This is a genomic window from Enterococcus sp. E5-162 (assembly GCF_035725965.1).
In the GTDB taxonomy this organism is placed as follows: Bacteria; Bacillota; Bacilli; order Lactobacillales; family Enterococcaceae; genus Enterococcus_B; species Enterococcus_B lactis.
Genome location: NZ_JAPRFV010000006.1, coordinates 166,192 through 186,198 on the forward strand (window position 1 = coordinate 166,192; position 20,007 = coordinate 186,198).

Genomic DNA, 20,007 nt, shown 5'->3' on the forward strand with positions numbered 1-20,007 from the left:
AATTAAGTATAGCACTTTTTTATAGAAGAAGTCTCTATGAAAATGATTGTTGTTTCCTCAAAAAAAGTCTAAGATAAATACAGAGGTGACTTATGAATTCTTCAAAAAAACAACTGAAAAACGGAAATATTTATTTAGTGATCGCACTTATAGTCGTTGCCATCTTATTTTACAGTTCTTCTCAAACTTACGGACAGCAATCACAAGTTTCGCGATTAGAAAGCTGGCTTCCTAATCAGCCATTTAAGGACACATTAGCAGGTATACGTTTTAATTATGGTGGAAGTATCGTGAGTATCGACCATCTGGGCTACGCCAAATTTGTAGAGTTCTTTTTAAGAAAGGGCGCACATTTTGGTACTTATTTTGTTTTGGGTGGCAGCTTGTTTTTAGGTGTTTTCCCTAAACTAAAGATTTGGTGGCTGACAGCGATCCTTGCTTGGCTTTCAGCAACAGGGTACGCAGGTTTGGACGAATTCCATCAGATGTTGACCGGTGGACGAACACCTATGTTCCAAGATGTCATGCTGGATTCGATCGGTGCTCTGACTGCTGTGGTATTATGTGTGCTTTTTGCGACATTCAAGAAGCGTTTATAGATTGGCTGTGGCTTTGTTTTTTTGTGAAATAGTACTAGAATAGAAGTGTATTCTCAAAAGAACAAGGGAGGAAAAATCATGTCAGGACATAGTAAGTGGCATAATATCCAAGGAAGAAAAAATGCCCAAGATGCGAAACGAGGAAAAGTTTTTCAGAAACTTTCTCGTGAAATCTATATGGCAGCTAAAGCAGGCGGTCCTGATCCATCCATGAACCCAGCTCTGCGGCTTGTTGTGGACAAAGCCAAAGCTGCAAATATGCCAAACGACAATGTAGAACGGGCAATTAAAAAGGCTACCAGCGCCGTAGATGAAACGAATTACGATGAAATCACGTATGAAGGATATGGCCCGGGTGGAGTAGGAATCTTAGTCCATGCATTGACGGATAACCGTAATCGGACAGCGACAAATGTCCGAGTAGCTTTTACTCGAAACGGTGGGTCACTGGGAGAAACGGGTTCAGTCAGTTACTTGTTTGATCGTAAAGGGTATATCGTCATTGAACGCGATGGGTTGGCTGTTGATGAAGAGACGATGTTTGAAGATGTATTAGAGGCGGGGGCAGAAGATCTGCAAACTTCTCCTGAAGTGTTCGAGATTTATACTGCACCAGAAGATTTTGCTGCTGTACGAGATGAGCTGGAAAAAGAGTTCACTTTAGCGCAAGCAGAATTGACGATGATCCCACAAACGACGATCGATTTAAATGAGGAACAACGGGAGCAATTGGAACGTCTAGTAGATAAGCTAGAAGACGATGATGATGTCTCAGAAGTCTTTACTGCTGCTGAAATGTAAGCAAGTGCATAGTTGATATAATAAGTAAGAACGCACCTGTACGATTCGTACAGGTGCGTTCTTTTTATAAATTCTTTTTTGTTAGAAGACCAATACAGGTGTTCCTTTTTCGACCATCCCGAATAATTCCTTCATTACACTTGGCGGAGTGTTGATACAGCCATGTGAACCGCGGGTTTTCCATAAATCTCCGCCGTATTCAGGTTGCCAGTCAGAATCGTGGATACCAACACCTGTCCAGTCAATCGGCATCCAGTAATTTACTGGACTCTCGTAAGGTGTTCCGTCGTCATTTGTTCCTTTTAAAGTTGCATCTTCTTCTTTATTCCAAACATAGAAGACCCCAGCAGGTGTAGGTGTAGATGGCTTTCCGGAAACGATATCTGTTTCAAGGGCTACTTTTCCGTCTTTATAATACCACATATGCTGGTTCTCTAGATCAACTTCGATATACGTATCTTCGATCAATGGATGATCAGCGGTTGTGCCACCTTGCACAATCGGAGAACGAGTAAAGTCTTGGCCTGTCAGAATAGCTTTTTTCAGCGCTTCTGTCTCGCTATCTGTTTGGATCGTCCAGCTGTAAGTGCCAACTGGGACTGTAACTTCTCCTCTTTTTGTACTTTTAAATTTTGTGTCATTCGTACTTGTGTTATACTTTGTGCCTAAATCTGTTACATATTGACGTACTTGTTCTGTATCTAAATCGACTTTTCCGTCGTAGGTCAGCCAGCTCATGATATCACTTGATGGGATCTGGAAAGTCTCCCCGTTTATACTGTAAGTAGCTTTTACTTTTGCGATAGCATTCATGGATTCGAGCTGTTCTTTCAGTGAACTGTCTCCGGAGGTTACTTTTGGTTTTTCTTTGAACTCAGTTAATTCAATCGTATCTTTACCGGAATTTACTGCACTTTTTACTTGTTTGACCGCAGCATCGACGTTGATGGTATTTCCATTGACTTCAGGCTTGATAACAAAAGAGTCGCCTGATTTTTCAATTGTTGCATCAGTTGTAGGTGTCCGGTCTTTATTCAGATCAGTCAGTTTAGTTGTCAATGTCTGAACGGTAGTATCCAGTTTCTGGTGGTCTTGACTGATAGGATCGATTTCTTGTTTTTCAGCTGCTGAAACATAAGTCATTCCCCAAGTCCATCCGTTTTGTTCATTTAGGATCGGAGAAAGCTCAGAAGTGAAATCATCTTTATAGCCGAGCTCAGATTTTGGTACTTCCTGCCAGACTTTTCCATCTTCTTTAATAGCTAATTTTTTATCGGAATAAGCTTCTTTTAATTTTTCATTTGCTTTTTCGACTGTTAGATTGCTGACATTTATTCCGTTGATTTCCGTATTCGGCAAAAAATGCTTTGTGTAGTATGTACTGCGATAGGTATAAAAGCTAATCAGCACCAAGAGAACACCAAGAGCTGAAAGCAAAGCAACATGTTTCGATTTTTTTCGATGCGAAGATCTTGTCATATCGACAACTCCTTAAGTAAAAGTTTAGGGTGGAACGGTCTCATGATAGCATAATTTAGACGAAAAGACGAAGGTTATCTCTTCTTTATGAAAAAATTTAGAAACCATAAGAGTGATAAAATAAAAAAACGGAAAACACCGTTTAGATGTTTTCCGTCATATTCAAAGATTATTCAGCGTCTAGTTTAGCAAAAGCTTCATCTAGAATTTCTTTTAATTGTTTAGCAGAAGCAGCCATACGGTCTTGTTCGCTGTCGCTTAAAGGAATTTCGATTACTTTTTGGATACCTTGACGGTTGATAACAGCAGGTGCACCAATGTAGATGTCGTTCAATCCATATTCGCCATTCATGAAGACTGATAAAGGAAGAACAGCATTTTCATCATCTAAGATGGCACGAGTGATACGTGCTAATGCTACTGCGATACCATAGAAAGTAGCACCTTTTTTCTCGATAATTGTGTAAGCAGCGTCACGTACGCCGAAGAATAGGTTAACCATAGCTTCTTCATCGATTTCTGGGTTGTTTTTCACCCATTCATAGATTTGCAAGCCGGCAACATTTGCATGTGACCAAACTGGGAATTCTGAATCTCCGTGTTCACCTAAGATGTAAGCATGGACGTTACGCGCATCAACGTCAACTAATTCCGCAAGTGCTTGACGGAAACGAGCAGAGTCAAGAGACGTACCTGAACCGATAACGCGTTCTTTAGGGAAACCTGAGAATTTCCAAGTTGAGTAAGTCAAAATATCTACTGGGTTAGCGGCAACTAAAAAGATACCGTTAAATCCTGATTCAACGATTTGTGTGACAACATCGCGGTTGATTTTTAGGTTTTTGTTTACTAAGTCTAAACGAGTTTCACCTGGTTTTTGTGGTGCGCCAGCTGTAATAACAACTAAGTCAGCATCATGTGCGTCTGCGTAAGTAGCAGAGTAGATTTTTTTAGGTGAAGTAAATGCCAAAGCGTGAGACAAGTCAATTGCGTCTCCTTCAGTTTTAGCAGTATTGATATCCACGATACCTACTTCTTGAGCAATATTTTGAGTAACTAGAGCAAAGGCATAGCTAGAACCTACGGCGCCGTCTCCAACAAGAATAACTTTTTGATGATCTTTTTTTTCTGCAGCTGCAGTCATTTAGTATCAATCCTTCCATTGATTTGTTTTTTCCCATGCTTATGCTAACATTTCTCAAGCCCCATGTCACGCTATTTGGCTATAAAATATAACAGATAACAAGGTTGTATCATATGTAAAAGCTTACATGTGTGTTATTTCACTATTTTTATAATTCAATTATTTCATTAAACTTTGAAGAAATTTTTAATTTCTTTATCATTTATTAACGATTCTCTTTTAGCCGAAACGCTTTGTTTTGTGTTATACTATACATTGACAGTATAAAAAAGAAAAAAAGCTCGATGGACTGGACCGCTAATTAGCAGTCCAGCCTTTTGTGCTGTTTTTAGAATTAGGTGGAAAAACAAAAATGAAAATGATTGTCGGGTTAGGAAACCCAGGTACCAAATACCAATATACTAAACACAATATCGGCTTTATGGTCGTGGATCAAATTGCACGCGAACATCAAGCTGCTTTCAAAAAAAATCCATTCGAAGCAGAAGTTGCCGAATTTTTTCATAATGGAGAAAAGATCCTTCTAGTCAAACCACAGACATTTATGAATGAATCTGGTCGTGCAGTCGGACCGTTAATGACTTATTTTGGGATTTATCCAGAAGAATTAGTCGTCATCTACGATGATTTGGATCTGGCAGTAGGAAAGATCCGGCTCCGTCAAAAGGGGAGTGCCGGCGGGCATAATGGTATCAAAAGTATCATTTCCCATTTGAATACGAATGTCTTTGATCGAATCAAGGTGGGAATCGGCAGACCAGAAGGAAAAAAAACAGTGGTCCAACATGTGCTTAGTCCTTTCAGCAAAGAAAACCAGCCTTTGATAGAAGAAAGCATATTTCAATCTGTTAAAGCAGTCGAATATCTCATAGAAGGGCATTCGTTCGTGGATGCGATGAATCAATTCAATTGAGAAAGGAGGAAAAGGAATGGATATCATTCAATTAGTCGGAAAAGATCCGCAAGTAAAAGAATGGATCAGCAATTTAGAAGAAAAAATGCCTAGACAACTAATCACAGGATTAGCTGGCTCAGCGAAGACGCTTCTATTTGCTCGAGCATTTAAGAAAACAAATAAAAATATGATCATTCTGATGCCAAATTTGTATTATGCCAATCAGTTAGCAGAAGATCTGCAACATGTGATTCCGCAGGATCAGATCCATTTATTTCCAGTGGATGAAGTGCTTTCTGCTGAAATGGCCTTTTCTTCTCCAGAAGCGCGAGGCGAGAGAGTCGCAACGCTCAACGCACTTCAAGAAAAAAAAGCAGGTATCTATTTGTTGCCAGTCGCAGCTTTGCACAAGCGACTGCCGAATAAGAAAACTTGGCTACAGGCGCAATTGAATTGGCATGTTGGTGATGAGATAGATGTGGAAAATCTTCCTCGCCAATTGACTTTGATGGGCTATGTACGAGAAGAAATGGTCGCAAAACCCGGAGAATTCAGTATTCGAGGAAGCATCGTCGATATTTACCCATTAACAACAAACTATCCTATTCGTGTAGAATTATTTGATGTAGAGATAGATTCTATGCGGTATTTTGAAGCAGAAACACAACGTTCAATCGAAAAAACGGAAGAAATCTGGGTTTCTCCAACGAGTGAACAAGTCTATGGACCAGAGGATCTGGAACATGGAATAGAGCAAATGCAAAAAATGCTAGAAAAACGGCTTGCTGCGACCACAGAAGAAGCAGACCGCGAGTTTTTACAAGATTACTTCGGTCAGATGACTTCAAGCTGGCAAGTAGGTATCCCGACAGAAGAAGCAAAATTCTACTCAGATCTTCTTTACCAAGAATTTGTAACGATCTTGGATTATTTTCCTTCAAATAGTTTACTAGTCGTTGATGATTACCAGCGGATCATGGAAACAAATCGGGAAATCGAAAGGGAAGCGGCAGAATGGCATACTCAAAAAATCAGCGAATTGCGGGTTTTTTCTGAGCAGTCATTTTCAGCAGATGTACAAAGAATCGTTCAAAAGGAAAAATTTACTACAACCTTTTTCTCACTCTTCCAAAAAGGGATGGGAAATCTTCGTTTCCAAGCAATCCATAATTTTCAATATCGGACGATGCAACAGTTCTTCGGACAAATGCCATTGCTGAAAACAGAAATGGATCGTTGGCGCAAGCAAAAACAGACTGTTGTGATCTTTATTCCGACAAAGGACAGAATACGTAAAGCAGAACAAATGCTTCGAGATGAAGATATATTAGTAGTAGAAACAGAAAAAAATGCATTGATCAGAGGACAGGTACAATTAGTTGAAGGAGCTTTGCAGGCTGGTTTTGAACTTCCTCAAGAAAAAATAGTAGCTATCACAGAAAAAGAAATTTTCCAAAAAACGACGAAAAAACAAACGAGACGTCAAACAGTAACAAACGCAGAGCGATTGAAAAGCTACAATGAGTTAAAAGCAGGAGATTACGTTGTCCATGCCAATCATGGTATCGGGAAATACATTGGGATGGAAACGCTAGAAGTAGATGGCGTTCACCAAGACTATATGACTATTTTGTATCAAAACGACGACAAACTGTTTATTCCTGTTACTCAACTGAATCTGATCCAAAAATATGTCGCCTCGGAAGCCAAAGCACCTCGCATCAATAAGCTAGGCGGAAGTGAATGGACGAAAACTAAACGAAAAGTATCTTCGAAAATCGAAGATATCGCTGACGATTTAATCAAATTATACGCAGTAAGAGAATCAGAAAAAGGATATGCTTTTGGTCCTGATGACGCCTACCAAAAAGAATTCGAAAATGCTTTCCCTTATTCTGAAACAGACGACCAGTTGAGAAGTGCAGCGGAGATCAAGCGGGATATGGAAAAAGAAAAACCAATGGATCGACTACTCGTAGGTGATGTTGGTTATGGGAAAACAGAAGTAGCGCTTCGAGCGGCCTTTAAAGCGATAAAGGAAAGCAAACAAGTAGCCTTTTTAGTTCCAACAACGATCTTGGCACAGCAGCACTATGAAACGATGCTGGAAAGATTTGAAGGTTTCCCCGTAAATATCGGGCTATTAAGTCGTTTCAGAACAAGAAAGCAACAAAAAGAAACCATCGAACAACTGCGCACAGGTCAAGTTGATATTGTTGTGGGAACCCATCGAATCTTGTCAAAAGATATTGAATTTAGCGATTTGGGTTTATTGATTATTGACGAAGAACAACGTTTTGGTGTAAAACATAAAGAACGATTGAAACAGTTACGTGCACAAGTGGATGTTTTGACTCTGACAGCAACACCGATTCCGAGAACTTTGCATATGTCGATGCTAGGCGTGCGGGATCTTTCAGTAATCGAAACACCGCCTGCGAATCGTTATCCGATCCAAACATATGTTATGGAAAAAAATCCTGGGGCTATCCGCGAAGCAATCCATCGAGAAATGGGACGTGGTGGACAAGTATTCTATTTATATAATCGAGTAGAAACGATCGAACAAAAAGTAGAAGAAATCCAAGAACTCGTTCCGGAAGCGCGGATCGGCTATGCTCATGGACAAATGACAGAGGCGCAATTAGAAAATACGCTCTTTGAATTTATTGAAGGTCAGTATGATGTTCTTGTCACTACGACCATCATTGAAACAGGAGTAGATATCCCGAACGCAAATACATTGTTTGTTGAGAACGCTGATTATATGGGTTTATCCACGTTATATCAATTACGCGGACGGGTAGGAAGAAGTAGCCGCGTCGCATATGCTTACTTTATGTATGAGCAGCAGAAGATCCTTAATGAAGTCAGTGAAAAGCGTCTTCAGGCAATCAAAGATTTTACAGAACTGGGATCTGGATTCAAAATTGCGATGCGTGATCTTTCCATTCGCGGTGCAGGTAATCTCTTAGGTGCTCAGCAACATGGATTTATTGATGCAGTCGGTTTTGATATGTATTCTCAAATGCTGAGCGAAGCAGTGTCTCGTAAACAAGGAAAGAATAGTCAAGTGGAGAAGACCACTGTTGAGATCGACCTCGGTGTTGACGCGTATCTACCTGAAACATACGTGGCAGATCAGCGGCAGAAAATCGAGATCTATAAACGAATTCGTGAACTTGATTCGCAAGAAATGCTAGATGAACTGGAAGATGATCTGCTCGACCGTTTTGGAGAATACCCAGAAGAAGTAGCACACCTCCTGACAATCGGACAGATTAAAATGGATGGCGATCGAGCGCTCTTGGAAACGATAAGGAAACAAGAGCCGCATATCGTCTTTACTCTAAGCAAAGTTGGAACGAAACGCTACAGCGTGGAACAATTATTCGAAGCACTAACGGCGACGAAACTAAAAGCCAGTCTAGGCGTTGAAAAAGAACAGATGGTAATACGCTTGACGATTCCAAACCAAATGGAAGAAGCAGTGTGGCTTCAGGAAATCCAAAAGTTTGTCAAAGCATTGCGTGAGCAAAAATATCTGTCAGCGTAGGAAGGAGCAACGATTTGGATCATAAAGAAATGCGGCGCGTCATGCAAGGAGCATTTGTACTGACGATTGCTTCTTTCATAGCAAAAGTATTAAGTGCCCTTTACCGAATTCCTCTCCAAAACTTAGTCGGCGACGAAGGTTTTTATGTTTATCAGCAAGTTTATCCAATTTATGGGATAGCAATGACTTTAGCTTTATCAGGTCTTCCGCAGTTCATATCAAAGTACGTTGCAGAAAGAAAGAATCCTTTCGAGCGAAAGCAAGCTTTGCAAAGTCTTTATCCCTTGGTGTTTTGGACAGGTGTCTTTCTGTGGTTGTTTGTCTTTTCATTTAGCAGTTGGATTGCTTGGATGATGGGGGATATACAATTGAAACCACTGATCCAAGTAGTTTCTTTTACCTTTTTGCTGATGCCTGGTTTATCTTTTTATCGAGGGAATTTTCAAGGAAGATTTTTGATGGAACCAACGGCAGTTTCTCAAGTTGTTGAACAGCTCGTTCGTGTTTCTGTAATCGTCTGTAGTGCGTTTGCTTTTAGAAAGCTCGGATGGACGGTGTACCAAACGGGGACGGCAGCGATGAGTGGAGCCGTTTTTGGCGGGTTATGCGCATATGGGATCCTTCACTACTATGAACAAAAGATTCATGGAGGAGTATTAAGCTTCCGCCGGTTCCCATTATTCAAACAGCCACCAAAATCTTTGATCCGGCGCTTTCTAGTAGAAGGCGGTCTGGTTTCGATTTATAGCGGATTACTCATCTTTTTTCAGCTGATCGACTCTTTCTTTGTAAAAAATGCTTTGGAAGTTTACGGTCTATCGGAATATGGTGCGAAGATAGCAAAAGGGGTCTATGATCGAGGGCAGCCTTTGGTTCAATTAGGTTTAGTGATCGCCACCGCATTAAGTGCGACATTTCTGCCTGCATTGACCCGTCATTTGACCAACCGGATCTATCGTCAGTTTTTACAGACAGCCAAAATCTATCTTAGATTGACGACCGCTTTGGCATTAGCTGCATCTTTGGGATTAGCCTTACTGCTTCCTTATATCAATTATGCGTTGTTTAAAGATTATGCAGGAAATGCAGCGCTTGTATTGTTTGTTTTTTCCATTGCTTTTACTGCAGTCATCCAAGCCTATCAAAGTATTGCTCAAAGCAAGAACTCTTTTCGCCCTTCTTTAAAAGGAGCAGGATGGGGGCTCTTGGTAAAAGGATTGACTACTTCTTTTCTAACTGGTTTATTAGGAACAGCCGGAGCAAGCCTGTCTACCCTTTTAGGATTAGGTGTGACGCTTTGGTATTTTGTCCGAATCGAAACAAAAGAGCTAAATGCTTTTTGGAAAGAACGACATTTTGGGCGGAAGTTGATTATCAGCCTTCTTTGTATGACAGCAGTCTTGCTTCTGTATTATGGTGTGTTGAATATAGTGTTTGGTCCTGTAACTCATCGTTCCACTGCTTTTTTTGTCAGTGTGATAGGCGTTGGGATTGGCGCATCTGTGTTCATTTATGCAGTGATTCGTCTCCGTCTGTTTACAGTAAGAGAGTGGCTCATGTTGCCATTTGGTAAGAAAATTCTACGATTAAACAAAAAAATCAAAAAGTGAGGAATAAGATATGCGATTAGACAAATTTTTAAAAATATCCCGAATCATCAAAAGACGATCAGTAGCAAAAGAAGTGGCTGATAAAGGAAGGATCCAAATCAACGGAAAATTGGCGAAATCTTCCAGTGACGTCAAAGTAGGCGACATTTTGAAAGTCCAGTTCGGCAATAAAACGTTGGAAGTAAAAATTACGGAATTACATGAATCGACCAAAAAAGAAGATGCACAAAAAATGTACGAAATTATTTCTGAAAATCGCACAGAAACACTAGAGAAATAGATTAGACAAGCTTTCATGATATTGGTATAATGAGAAAGACAATCAAAAAAGATTGGAGCGAATCCAAGTGACGAAAAAAAGCAATAAAATCGCTGCGCTAGATACGGAATATGCAAAGAAAAAGTATGCTGAATTTCAGCAACAACAACGACAACTGATTTTTCGAAGACGCAGACTGGCTGCAATTTTTGTTGGTGCTTTGGTCATTTTCGCGATAATAGGTGTGCAGATTTTCCATGATATGCAAAGGATGCATCAATTGAACGAATTGAGAGTCGAAGCAAATACTGAAATGAAAGAAGTCAACGCAGACGTTGATCAGCTGCACCAAGATGTTTCATTGCTGAAAGATGATGAATATGTAGCTAAACTTGCCAGAAGCAAATTCTTTTACTCAAAAGACGGTGAAAAAGTTTATCCTATATTAGAATCAAACACAGACAGCTCGACAAATGAAACAGATCAATCAACTAGTTCTACAACTGCAAAATAAGCAGGAATATAAAAAAGGGAAATAATTAGGAGGAACATTTTTTTTATGTCAATCGAGGTAGGAGCAAAACTGCAAGGAAAAGTATCAGGAATTACAAATTTTGGTGCGTTTATTGATCTAGGTGCTGGAAAAACGGGTCTAGTTCATATTAGCGAAGTGTCAAATGGATATGTAAAAGACATCCATGATGTTTTAAGTGTAGGAGATGAAGTAACAGTCAAAGTTATTTCAGTAAATGATGATGGGAAAATCGGACTATCTATCCGCAAAGCGCAGGAACAACCTGTAGAATCTGGAGAAGAAAGCCGTCCTAAAAAATTTCAACAAAAAGATTCCCGTGACAACCGCAATCGTCCAGCACAGAAAAAATCTTTTTCTCGCAGTCAGCCTTCAGCTCAAAAAGAAGACTTCGATTCATTGATGAGTTCATTTTTGAAAGATAGCGATGACCGCTTATCTTCATTGAAGCGAAACACAGAAGGAAAACGCGGTGGCCGTGGCGGACGCCGCAGCTAATAAAGCTGAAAATAATGATGATGCGACTATTTTAGTCAGAGTATCAACAGAGGGCAGGTTAATTGTCGTTTTAGACGTTTTCCCGCTCTCTTTTTTTAGGAAGAAAGGGTGTGGAAAGAATGAACGTTGAAAAAGACGGTAAAAAAGTACCGCTATTGCAGCAGTCATTTATTCGGCACGGAAATGAACAAGGATTCTGGCAAAAAGAATCAAGGATTTTAGCAGCGGTATCAGGTGGGGTTGATTCGATGGTTTTGCTCCATTTGCTTTTGCAAGCGCAACGCCAAATCGGTTTTTCTTTGGGCGTCGTCCATATCAATCACCAATTGAGAGAAGAATCAGCAGAAGAAGCTGCTTATCTTCGCTCATATTGTGAAAAGAAGAATCTACCTTTATATGTAAGTGTTTGGGAAAATCCGGCCAAAACGGCCATAGAAACAGCAGCTCGTAACTTTCGTTATCAAGCATTCACTCGAGTGATGGAAGAAGGACAATATGATACGTTGATGACTGCTCATCATGGAGATGATCAAATCGAGACGGTGTTGATGAAAATCATTCGTGGAGGACAGTTAAGTACTTTTTCTGGAATCAAAGGAGTACAACCATTTGCTACGGGCAGACTTGTTCGTCCATTGCTGAGTTTCAGTAAAGAAGAATTATATGCTTATGCAGCAGAATCACAGCTTGTTTACTTTGAGGATCAGACGAACCAATTATTAGATGTCCAAAGAAATCGGCTTCGCCATTTGGTTGTTCCTCAATTAAAACAAGAAAACACCCAGGTGATGAGACATTTTCAACAGTTTTCGCAACAGATTCAATGGGCAGACCAAGTCATTCAAAAATGTATGGGGCAGTTAATCGAAAAGGAAGTCGAACAGTTAAAGGATCGATTTCAATTTTCAGCAGAAATGATAGAAAAAATGGAAGAAGCGGAACGATACTATTTTTTCCACTCCTTCTTCGACAAAGTATTCTCAGAAACAGGGGTCATTTTGAAAGAGCAGCAAATGACATCGATTTTAGATCAGTGGCAACAGAAAAAAAGTCAATGGCAGCTTAGCATCGGCAACAACTGGGTACTGAAAAGAGAGTATCATTTTGTTATACTCGCTAAAAAAGAAAAACAAGCCACTGCTCAGACAGAAGATCAGCGCTTGTTGCTTATTCCAGAACAAGGGATACAGTTGAACGAAACAGAATGGATTGGTCTGGTCAAACCTGAACATTCAGAGGACATCAAAACAACAGATTCATGGTCTCTGTTTTCTCATGACATTTGGGTTCCCGCCGATGTGCAACTATATGTCGAAAAAAGAAAAGCAGGAGACCGTATTCAATTAACGGAGAAACTTACAAAAAAAGTATCTAGATATTTTATCGATCAGAAAGTACCTAATTCACAAAGGCAGCATGCTTGGATCATTACAGATGCCAAAAGAAATATATATAGCCTGATACCTTTTGCCTTTTCATATTTGAGTATTCGTGAAGAAACTGATAAAATACACTACATACTTCTTTACAAATATCAAAAAGAAGCAATTGGAAGGAGAACCTGATGTTGGAAAAGGATATTGAGAGAATTTTGATCTCACAAGAAGAGATACAAGTTCGTTGCAAAGAACTAGGCAAAGAGTTAACAGAAATTTACCAAAACACCAATCCCCTAGTAGTAGGTGTCTTAAAAGGAGCGGTACCATTCATGGCAGATATCGTTCGTTCTATCGATACGTATTTGGAATTGGATTTCATGGATGTTTCAAGCTACGGGAATGCAACAGTCTCGTCAGGGGAAGTAAAAATCGTCAAAGACTTGGATACAAATGTAGAAGGTCGCGATCTGTTGATCGTTGAAGATATCATTGACAGCGGAAGAACACTTGCTTATTTAGTGGATCTTTTCAAATACCGCAAAGCAAAATCAGTCAAAATCGTTACACTGCTTGACAAACCCGAAGGAAGAGTAGTAAACATCGAAGCAGATTATGTTGGGTTCAACGTACCAAATGAATTTGTTGTCGGTTATGGCTTGGATTATGCAGAAGCATATCGTAACCTTCCGTACATCGGTGTATTGAAACCTACTGTTTATCAATCAAATTAATGCTGTATCTCAATTAAATTATGGTACAATAGAATGGTCAGGATTGATAAAAAACTGTTAAATTAAATTGACGCTTAGGGAGGGCAACTATGAACAAAAAGAACAATGGCATGATGAAAAATGCCTTGTATTATGTCCTCGTAATCTTAGCGATGGTAATGGTCGTTTATTTCATTTTTGGTAATAACGGCCAGCGATCGTCAGATATCGAGTACTCAAAATTCACAGAACAACTACAAGCAGGCAAAATCAAAGAGTTTGAAGTGCAGCCTGCAAATGGTGTATATAAGATCACTGGTGAATACAAGGAACAGCAGACAGTCGCTAACAGCGGCGGGTTAGCTATCTTGGGTTCAACAGATACGACTACTACCCATTTCACAACAATCATTTTGCCAAATGATACAACATTGAGCCAAGTAACAGAACTGGCAAAAGAAAACAAAGTTGCTACAACAGTAAAAGAAGAATCAAGCAGCGGCGTATGGGTTTCGTTATTGCTTAGCTTCTTGCCGATCGTGATCATCATCTTTTTCTTCTACATGATGATGGGACAACAAGGCGGCGGTGGTGGCGGTGGCGGCCGTGTCATGAACTTTGGTAAATCAAAAGCCAAAGAAGCAGACAAAAAAGCTAATCGCGTACGTTTTTCTGATGTAGCGGGTGCGGAAGAAGAAAAACAAGAACTAGTTGAAGTTGTTGAATTTCTGAAAGATCCTCGCCGATTTGTTGAATTAGGTGCCCGTATCCCGGCAGGTGTACTTTTAGAAGGACCTCCAGGAACAGGTAAAACCTTGTTAGCAAAAGCTGTTGCCGGAGAAGCTGGCGTACCATTTTATTCGATCTCAGGTTCTGATTTCGTAGAAATGTTTGTCGGCGTCGGAGCAAGCCGTGTTCGTGATTTGTTTGAAACAGCGAAGAAAAACGCTCCGGCTATCATTTTCATCGATGAAATTGATGCGGTAGGTCGTCAACGTGGTGCCGGTATGGGCGGCGGACATGATGAACGCGAACAAACATTGAACCAATTGCTTGTAGAAATGGATGGTTTCGACGGAAATGAAGGAGTAATCGTCATTGCTGCAACTAACCGTTCTGACGTACTAGATCCAGCGTTACTACGTCCCGGCCGTTTTGACCGTCAAATTTTAGTTGGCCGTCCAGATGTAAAAGGACGTGAAGCAATCTTGCGCGTCCATGCACGGAATAAACCGATGGCCGATGATGTTGACTTGAAAGTTGTTGCTCAACAGACTCCAGGGTTTGCCGGAGCAGATTTGGAAAACGTCTTGAATGAAGCGGCGCTAGTAGCTGCTAGAAGAAATAAAAAGAAAATCGATGCTTCTGATATCGATGAAGCGGAAGATCGCGTGATTGCAGGCCCAGCTAAAAAAGATCGTGTAATCAGCAAAAAAGAACGCGAAATGGTTGCTTATCACGAAGCTGGTCATACGATTGTAGGATTAGTGTTAAGTCGCGCTCGGGTCGTCCACAAAGTAACGATTATCCCTCGCGGACGCGCCGGTGGATATATGATCGCTTTACCAAAAGAAGATCAGTTCTTGATGACAAAAGAAGATATGTTTGAACAAATCGTAGGCTTGCTTGGTGGACGTACAGCTGAAGAAATCATCTTCAATGTCCAATCAACTGGGGCTTCCAATGACTTTGAACAAGCGACAGCTTTAGCACGAAGCATGGTAACAGAATATGGAATGAGCGATCGTTTAGGTCCCGTTCAATATGAAGGAAATCATCAAGTGTTCGTTGGCCGCGACTACGGTCAAACAAAAGCTTACTCTGAACAAGTTGCTTTCGAAATTGATCAAGAAGTACGCAAGATTTTGATGGAAGCTCATGCCAAAGCTCATGAAATCATCGAAGCTCATCGTGCGCAGCATAAATTGATTGCTGAAAAACTTCTGGAATTCGAAACATTGGATGCCAAAGCAATCAAATCGTTATTCGAACACGGTATGATGCCTGAAGGTACTGAGTCAAATGATTATCCAAGCGAAAAAGAAGCGAAAACATTTGAGGAAGCAAAACGTGCTTTGGAAGAAAAAGACGCTGAAAAACAAGCAGAAGAAAAACGTGATTTTGAAGAAGCAAAACATGAGCTGCATGAGGAAAATAAAGCAGAACATGATTCAGATTCTCAACGATCAGAAGATAATCATTCAGACGATCAATACAAATAAAAAAATATAGGTCAATTGATCTGATAGGACTCCCGAAAACCGGAACAAAAACCGGTTTTCGGGAGATTTCTTTATTTAAGATGTAAATAGGATGATGTCCTGTTATCTAGATGATTCTGAATTATTTTTAAAAGAAGCATTCCAAAGTTGAAAAAAGCAGGAGTTGCTAGTATGATTCACTATGAGTTTAAAAACGGAAAAAGGAGTACATAACAAATGAAAGATTATCTGGTTAAGGCACTTGCTCACGACGGATTCGTACGAGCATACGCCGTTCAAGCAACAAATACCGTAGCGGAGGCACAAAGACGTCATGATACTTGGCATACGTCCTCAGCTGCTTTAGGACGAACATTAGTGGGCAGTCTGCTGCTTGGTGCAACACTTAAAGGAGAAGATAAACTAACTGTTCGAATCCAAGGCGATGGTCCAGCAGCAGGAATCGTAGTAGATGCAAATGGGAAGGGAGATGTGAAAGGCTACATCAAAAATCCGCATCTCAGCCTTCCTTTGAATAGTGAAGGTAAAATCGATGTGCGAGGAGCAGTTGGGACACAAGGGATGTTTACTGTCACAAAAGATTTAGGATTAAAAGAGCCTTTTTCTGGACAAACGCCAATTGTTTCTGGAGAAATCGCTGAAGATTTTACTTACTATCTCGCTATCTCAGAACAAATTCCTTCAGCTGTTGGACTAAGTGTACTGGTCAATACTGATGACAGTATCAAGACAGCAGGTGGATTCATGATTCAAATCATGCCAGGTGCCGATGAAGAAACAATCAGCAAGATTGAGGAACAATTAAAAACAACACCAAGAATCTCTACTCTCTTAGATGAAGGACAGACACCAGAAGAAATATTGAAGGGATTGCTTGATACAGAAGAGCTGAACGTTTTAGAAAAAATGCCTGTTCAATTCAAATGTGACTGTTCGAAAGAAAAATTTGCAGAAGCAATTATTGCGCTAGGTGCAGAAGAAATCCAAGCAATGATAGATGAAGATCATGGAGCAGAAGCGGTATGCTCTTTCTGTAACAATAAATACAAGTATAGTGAAGAAGAATTAGCTGGATTGAAGAAAGAAGCCTTAGGAGGAATTTAAGTGGAACACAAATGGAAAATCGGCAATGTTGAAATCCCTAATCGTGTCGTTGTTGCGCCGATGGCTGGAATAACAAATTCAGCATTTCGAGTCACTGTCAAAGAATTTGGTGCAGGCTTAGTCGTATGTGAAATGATCAGTGACCAAGGTATCCATTTCAGAAACAAAAAAACTTTAGAGATGCTCCACATTGAAGAAACAGAACATCCATTAAGTTTACAGATATTTGGCGGGAACAAAGACAGCCTAGTTGAAGCTGCTCAATTTGTCGAAGAAAACACAGCTGCAGATATAATAGACATCAATATGGGCTGTCCAGTAAACAAAGTGATCAAAGCAGAAGCAGGGGCAAAGTGGCTTTTAGATCCTGAGAAAGTATACGAAATGGTCCAAGCTGTTTCTTCAGCAGTGGATATCCCTGTAACGGTCAAGATGCGTATCGGTTGGGATGAAGAACACGTCTTTGCTGTAGAAAATGCATTAGCAGCACAATCAGCTGGAGCAAGTGCCATCGCTATGCACGGGCGTACACGGGTTCAGATGTATGAGGGAAAAGCAGATTGGGAAATATTAAAAGAAGTAAAAAAACATCTCACCATCCCATTTATGGGGAACGGGGATGTCAAAACACCCGAAGATGCAAAACGGATGCTTGATTATGTTGGTGCAGACGGTGTGATGATTGGCCGGGCAGCTTTGGGAAACCCATGGATGATTCATCGTACACAGCATTATCTAGAAACAGGAGAACTGATTCCTGAGCCAACACCAGCCGAAAAGATTGCTACAGCTAAACTTCATTTACAACGCTTAGCAGATCTTAAAGGAGAAAAAGTAGCATGTAGAGAATTCAGAACACATGCGGCTTATTATTTAAAAGGGATTCCTCGAGCAGCAAAAGTGAAAGTAGCAATCAATCAGACAGAAAATCAGCAAGAAATCAATGGTCTGCTGGATCAATTTGTAGAAAAAGCAGAAAAAGTACTATTGAAACAAACGTTGTGATTTCTAAGTTTTTCGTGAATTTTCAAGCTGAAATTCCAAGTTCGGCTTGCTTTTTTTGTGTTTCATTGGCATTATAGGAAAGAGATTAACATGAGAATGGAGGAACTTTTGTGACACAGGAACAACAACATCAAGTAGAAGATTTAAATGATCAAATGCTTGTACGTCGTCAAAAAATGGAACAATTGCGTGAAGATGGAATCGATCCATTTGGAAAAAGATTTGAACGCACACATAACTCAGAAGAATTGCATGAACTATTTGATCCAAGAACAAAAGAAGAACTAGCAGAGATGGGATTGACCGCTAGTGTAGCTGGTCGTATGATGACTCGCCGAGGAAAAGGAAAAGCTGGATTTGCGCATCTACAAGATCGAGAAGGCCAAATTCAAATTTATGTAAGAAAAGACCAAGTAGGTGATGAAGCCTATGAAGTATTTAAACATGCAGACCTTGGAGATTTCTTTGGTGTAACTGGACAAATCATGAAAACAGACACAGGCGAAGTTTCTATCAAAGCTTCAGAAATCACGATTTTGTCAAAAGCACTTCGTCCACTGCCAGATAAATACCATGGCTTGACGAATATTGAACAACGCTACAGACAACGCTACTTGGATTTGATCAGTAATCGCGAAAGCTTTGACCGATTTATGAAACGAAGCCAAATTATCAGCGAGATCCGTCGTTATTTAGATGGCAATGGCTATATTGAAGTAGAAACGCCAGTATTGCATAATGAGGCAGGTGGAGCCGCTGCTCGTCCATTCATCACACACCATAATGCACTGGATATTGATTTATATTTGCGTATTGCGTTGGAACTTCATTTGAAACGACTAATTGTCGGCGGAATGGAAAAAGTTTATGAAATCGGTCGTGTTTTCCGTAATGAAGGGATTGACACTACGCATAATCCAGAATTTACGATGTTAGAAGCATACACAGCATATACTGATTTCAATGATGTAATGAATCTGACAGAAGGTATTATCCGTAACGCAGCTGAAAAAGTACTAGGGACAGCGAAAATCACATATGATGGACAAGCTGTTGACTTAGAAAGCGACTTTAAACGTATCCATATGGTAGATGCGATCAAAGAACAAACTGGTGTAGATTTCTGGAAAGAAATGACATTGGAAGAAGCATTAGCCTTAGCTGAAAAGCATAACGTAGAAGTAACAGAAGCGATGGGAGTCGGACATGTTATCAATGAATTCTTTGAAACGTTTGTTGAAGAAACGTTGACACAACCGACATTTGTTTACGGACATCCAGTCGAAGTTTCGCCTTTAGCGAAGAAAAATCCAGAAGATCCTCGATTCACAGACCGATTCGAACTGTTTATCGTAGGACGCGAATTTGCTAATGCCTTTACAGAACTAAACGATCCAATTGATCAAAGAGAACGATTTGAAGCACAAGAAAAAGAACGTGAACTAGGGAACGATGAAGCTCACGGTGTAGACGAAGACTTCTTGGAAGCATTAGAATACGGTATGCCGCCAACAGGTGGTCTAGGTATCGGGATTGACAGATTAGTGATGCTGCTAACTGACGCTCAATCCATTCGGGACGTTCTACTATTCCCAACAATGAGATAATCAAATAAAAGCTGTCTAGGGGACTCCTTAGGCAGCTTTTGCTATGTAGAAAGCAACAAACAATAACGAATGTTCAAAAGCTGTTATCAAATATTGCAGACATTAATGGAGCCGAAAGCGAACGATAAAGAAAGAAAAGTAATGAATAATCGCTTATTGAAAAAAACTTGAAAAAATACAAAAAATTCGTTGACCAAGATAAATTTAGTTGGTATATTATTACTTGTCCAAAAGACAGAAGGAAATATTTCTTCAAAAACATAACAAAAAAGTTGTTGACATGTTGCTAACGGCATGATAAGATAACTGAGTCGTTAAAAAAGAACAGCTTGCGAAGCTTGATTCTATCGAAAAAAACTTCAAAAAAGTTGTTGACAAATAACAAACGATGAGTTATGATAAATGAGTTGCTGAAAGATTTCAAAAAACGAAATCGAAAAAAACTTTTAAAAAAGAGTTGACAATCACTTGCCGCTCTGGTATGATATAAAAGTTGCTACGGCAGCCAAAACAAATCGGAAAAACATTTCCGATGAAGTAGACCTTTGAAAACTGAACAAAGTAAGACAAACCAAATGTGTAGGGCGTCTTGATTCAATTCAAGACA

The 20,007-nt window shown here is 40.0% G+C and carries 16 protein-coding genes; 14 read left to right on the top strand and 2 right to left on the bottom strand.

Going from position 1 to position 20,007, the window contains the following annotated elements; genetic code table 11:
- Window positions 1-92 precede the first annotated feature (92 nt).
- A complete protein-coding gene (locus OZZ83_RS08000) occupies window positions 93-599 on the top strand; it encodes a VanZ family protein (RefSeq protein ID WP_002310414.1) in 507 nt (168 codons plus the stop codon).
- 78 nt (window positions 600-677) lie between these two features.
- A complete protein-coding gene (locus tag OZZ83_RS08005; RefSeq protein WP_002290927.1) occupies window positions 678-1,400 on the top strand; it encodes a YebC/PmpR family DNA-binding transcriptional regulator in 723 nt (240 codons plus the stop codon).
- Window positions 1,401-1,481: 81 nt separating this feature from the next.
- Here the strand turns inward: OZZ83_RS08005 and OZZ83_RS08010 are convergent, their stop codons facing one another.
- Window positions 1,482-2,879 (bottom strand): L,D-transpeptidase family protein, encoded by a 1,398-nt coding sequence (locus OZZ83_RS08010; RefSeq protein ID WP_002316851.1) that lies wholly within the window; start codon window positions 2,877-2,879, stop codon window positions 1,482-1,484.
- A gap of 169 nt (window positions 2,880-3,048) precedes the next feature.
- Complete coding sequence (locus OZZ83_RS08015) at window positions 3,049-4,023, bottom strand: L-lactate dehydrogenase (protein WP_002287399.1); 975 nt, start codon at window positions 4,021-4,023, stop codon at window positions 3,049-3,051.
- Between the two features lie 352 nt (window positions 4,024-4,375).
- Here OZZ83_RS08015 and pth point away from each other — a divergent pair, with 352 nt between their 5' ends.
- The 12 genes from pth to lysS all read left to right on the top strand — a co-directional run bounded on the left by pth (window position 4,376) and on the right by lysS (window position 19,400).
- Complete coding sequence (gene pth, locus OZZ83_RS08020) at window positions 4,376-4,936, top strand: aminoacyl-tRNA hydrolase (protein WP_002310408.1); 561 nt, start codon at window positions 4,376-4,378, stop codon at window positions 4,934-4,936.
- Window positions 4,937-4,952: 16 nt separating this feature from the next.
- Window positions 4,953-8,474 (top strand): transcription-repair coupling factor, encoded by a 3,522-nt coding sequence (gene mfd, locus OZZ83_RS08025; protein ID WP_002314339.1) that lies wholly within the window; start codon window positions 4,953-4,955, stop codon window positions 8,472-8,474.
- Between the two features lie 14 nt (window positions 8,475-8,488).
- The gene (locus OZZ83_RS08030; protein WP_002310406.1) at window positions 8,489-10,084 is read left to right on the top strand and encodes a putative polysaccharide biosynthesis protein; all 1,596 of its coding nucleotides are present in this window, start codon (window positions 8,489-8,491) and stop codon (window positions 10,082-10,084) included.
- A 10-nt stretch (window positions 10,085-10,094) separates the two neighbouring features.
- Window positions 10,095-10,364 carry an RNA-binding S4 domain-containing protein gene (locus OZZ83_RS08035; protein WP_002287407.1) on the top strand — a complete coding sequence of 90 codons (270 nt, stop codon included), beginning with the start codon at window positions 10,095-10,097 and terminating at the stop codon, window positions 10,362-10,364.
- Between the two features lie 67 nt (window positions 10,365-10,431).
- Window positions 10,432-10,857 (top strand): FtsB family cell division protein, encoded by a 426-nt coding sequence (locus OZZ83_RS08040; protein WP_002287409.1) that lies wholly within the window; start codon window positions 10,432-10,434, stop codon window positions 10,855-10,857.
- 45 nt (window positions 10,858-10,902) lie between these two features.
- The gene (locus OZZ83_RS08045) at window positions 10,903-11,373 is read left to right on the top strand and encodes a S1 domain-containing RNA-binding protein (RefSeq protein WP_002290937.1); all 471 of its coding nucleotides are present in this window, start codon (window positions 10,903-10,905) and stop codon (window positions 11,371-11,373) included.
- A gap of 119 nt (window positions 11,374-11,492) precedes the next feature.
- Window positions 11,493-12,938: a tRNA lysidine(34) synthetase TilS gene (gene tilS / locus OZZ83_RS08050; RefSeq protein ID WP_002314340.1), complete on the top strand. Its 1,446-nt coding sequence runs from the start codon at window positions 11,493-11,495 to the stop codon at window positions 12,936-12,938.
- Window positions 12,938-13,483 (top strand): hypoxanthine phosphoribosyltransferase, encoded by a 546-nt coding sequence (gene hpt / locus OZZ83_RS08055; RefSeq protein ID WP_002310403.1) that lies wholly within the window; start codon window positions 12,938-12,940, stop codon window positions 13,481-13,483. The genes tilS and hpt overlap by 1 nt, the downstream gene beginning before the upstream one ends.
- Before the next feature lie 89 nt (window positions 13,484-13,572).
- On the top strand, window positions 13,573-15,684 hold the full coding sequence (ftsH, locus tag OZZ83_RS08060) for an ATP-dependent zinc metalloprotease FtsH (RefSeq protein ID WP_123830629.1): 2,112 nt from the start codon (window positions 13,573-13,575) through the stop codon (window positions 15,682-15,684).
- A 216-nt stretch (window positions 15,685-15,900) separates the two neighbouring features.
- Window positions 15,901-16,788: an Hsp33 family molecular chaperone HslO gene (hslO, locus tag OZZ83_RS08065; protein WP_002310401.1), complete on the top strand. Its 888-nt coding sequence runs from the start codon at window positions 15,901-15,903 to the stop codon at window positions 16,786-16,788.
- The gene (dusB, locus tag OZZ83_RS08070) at window positions 16,789-17,793 is read left to right on the top strand and encodes a tRNA dihydrouridine synthase DusB (protein WP_002310400.1); all 1,005 of its coding nucleotides are present in this window, start codon (window positions 16,789-16,791) and stop codon (window positions 17,791-17,793) included. It begins immediately after the preceding gene.
- A 110-nt stretch (window positions 17,794-17,903) separates the two neighbouring features.
- Window positions 17,904-19,400, top strand: a complete 1,497-nt coding sequence (lysS, locus tag OZZ83_RS08075; RefSeq protein WP_002310399.1) for a lysine--tRNA ligase — start codon at window positions 17,904-17,906, stop codon at window positions 19,398-19,400.
- The last annotated feature ends 607 nt before the right edge of the window (window positions 19,401-20,007 follow it).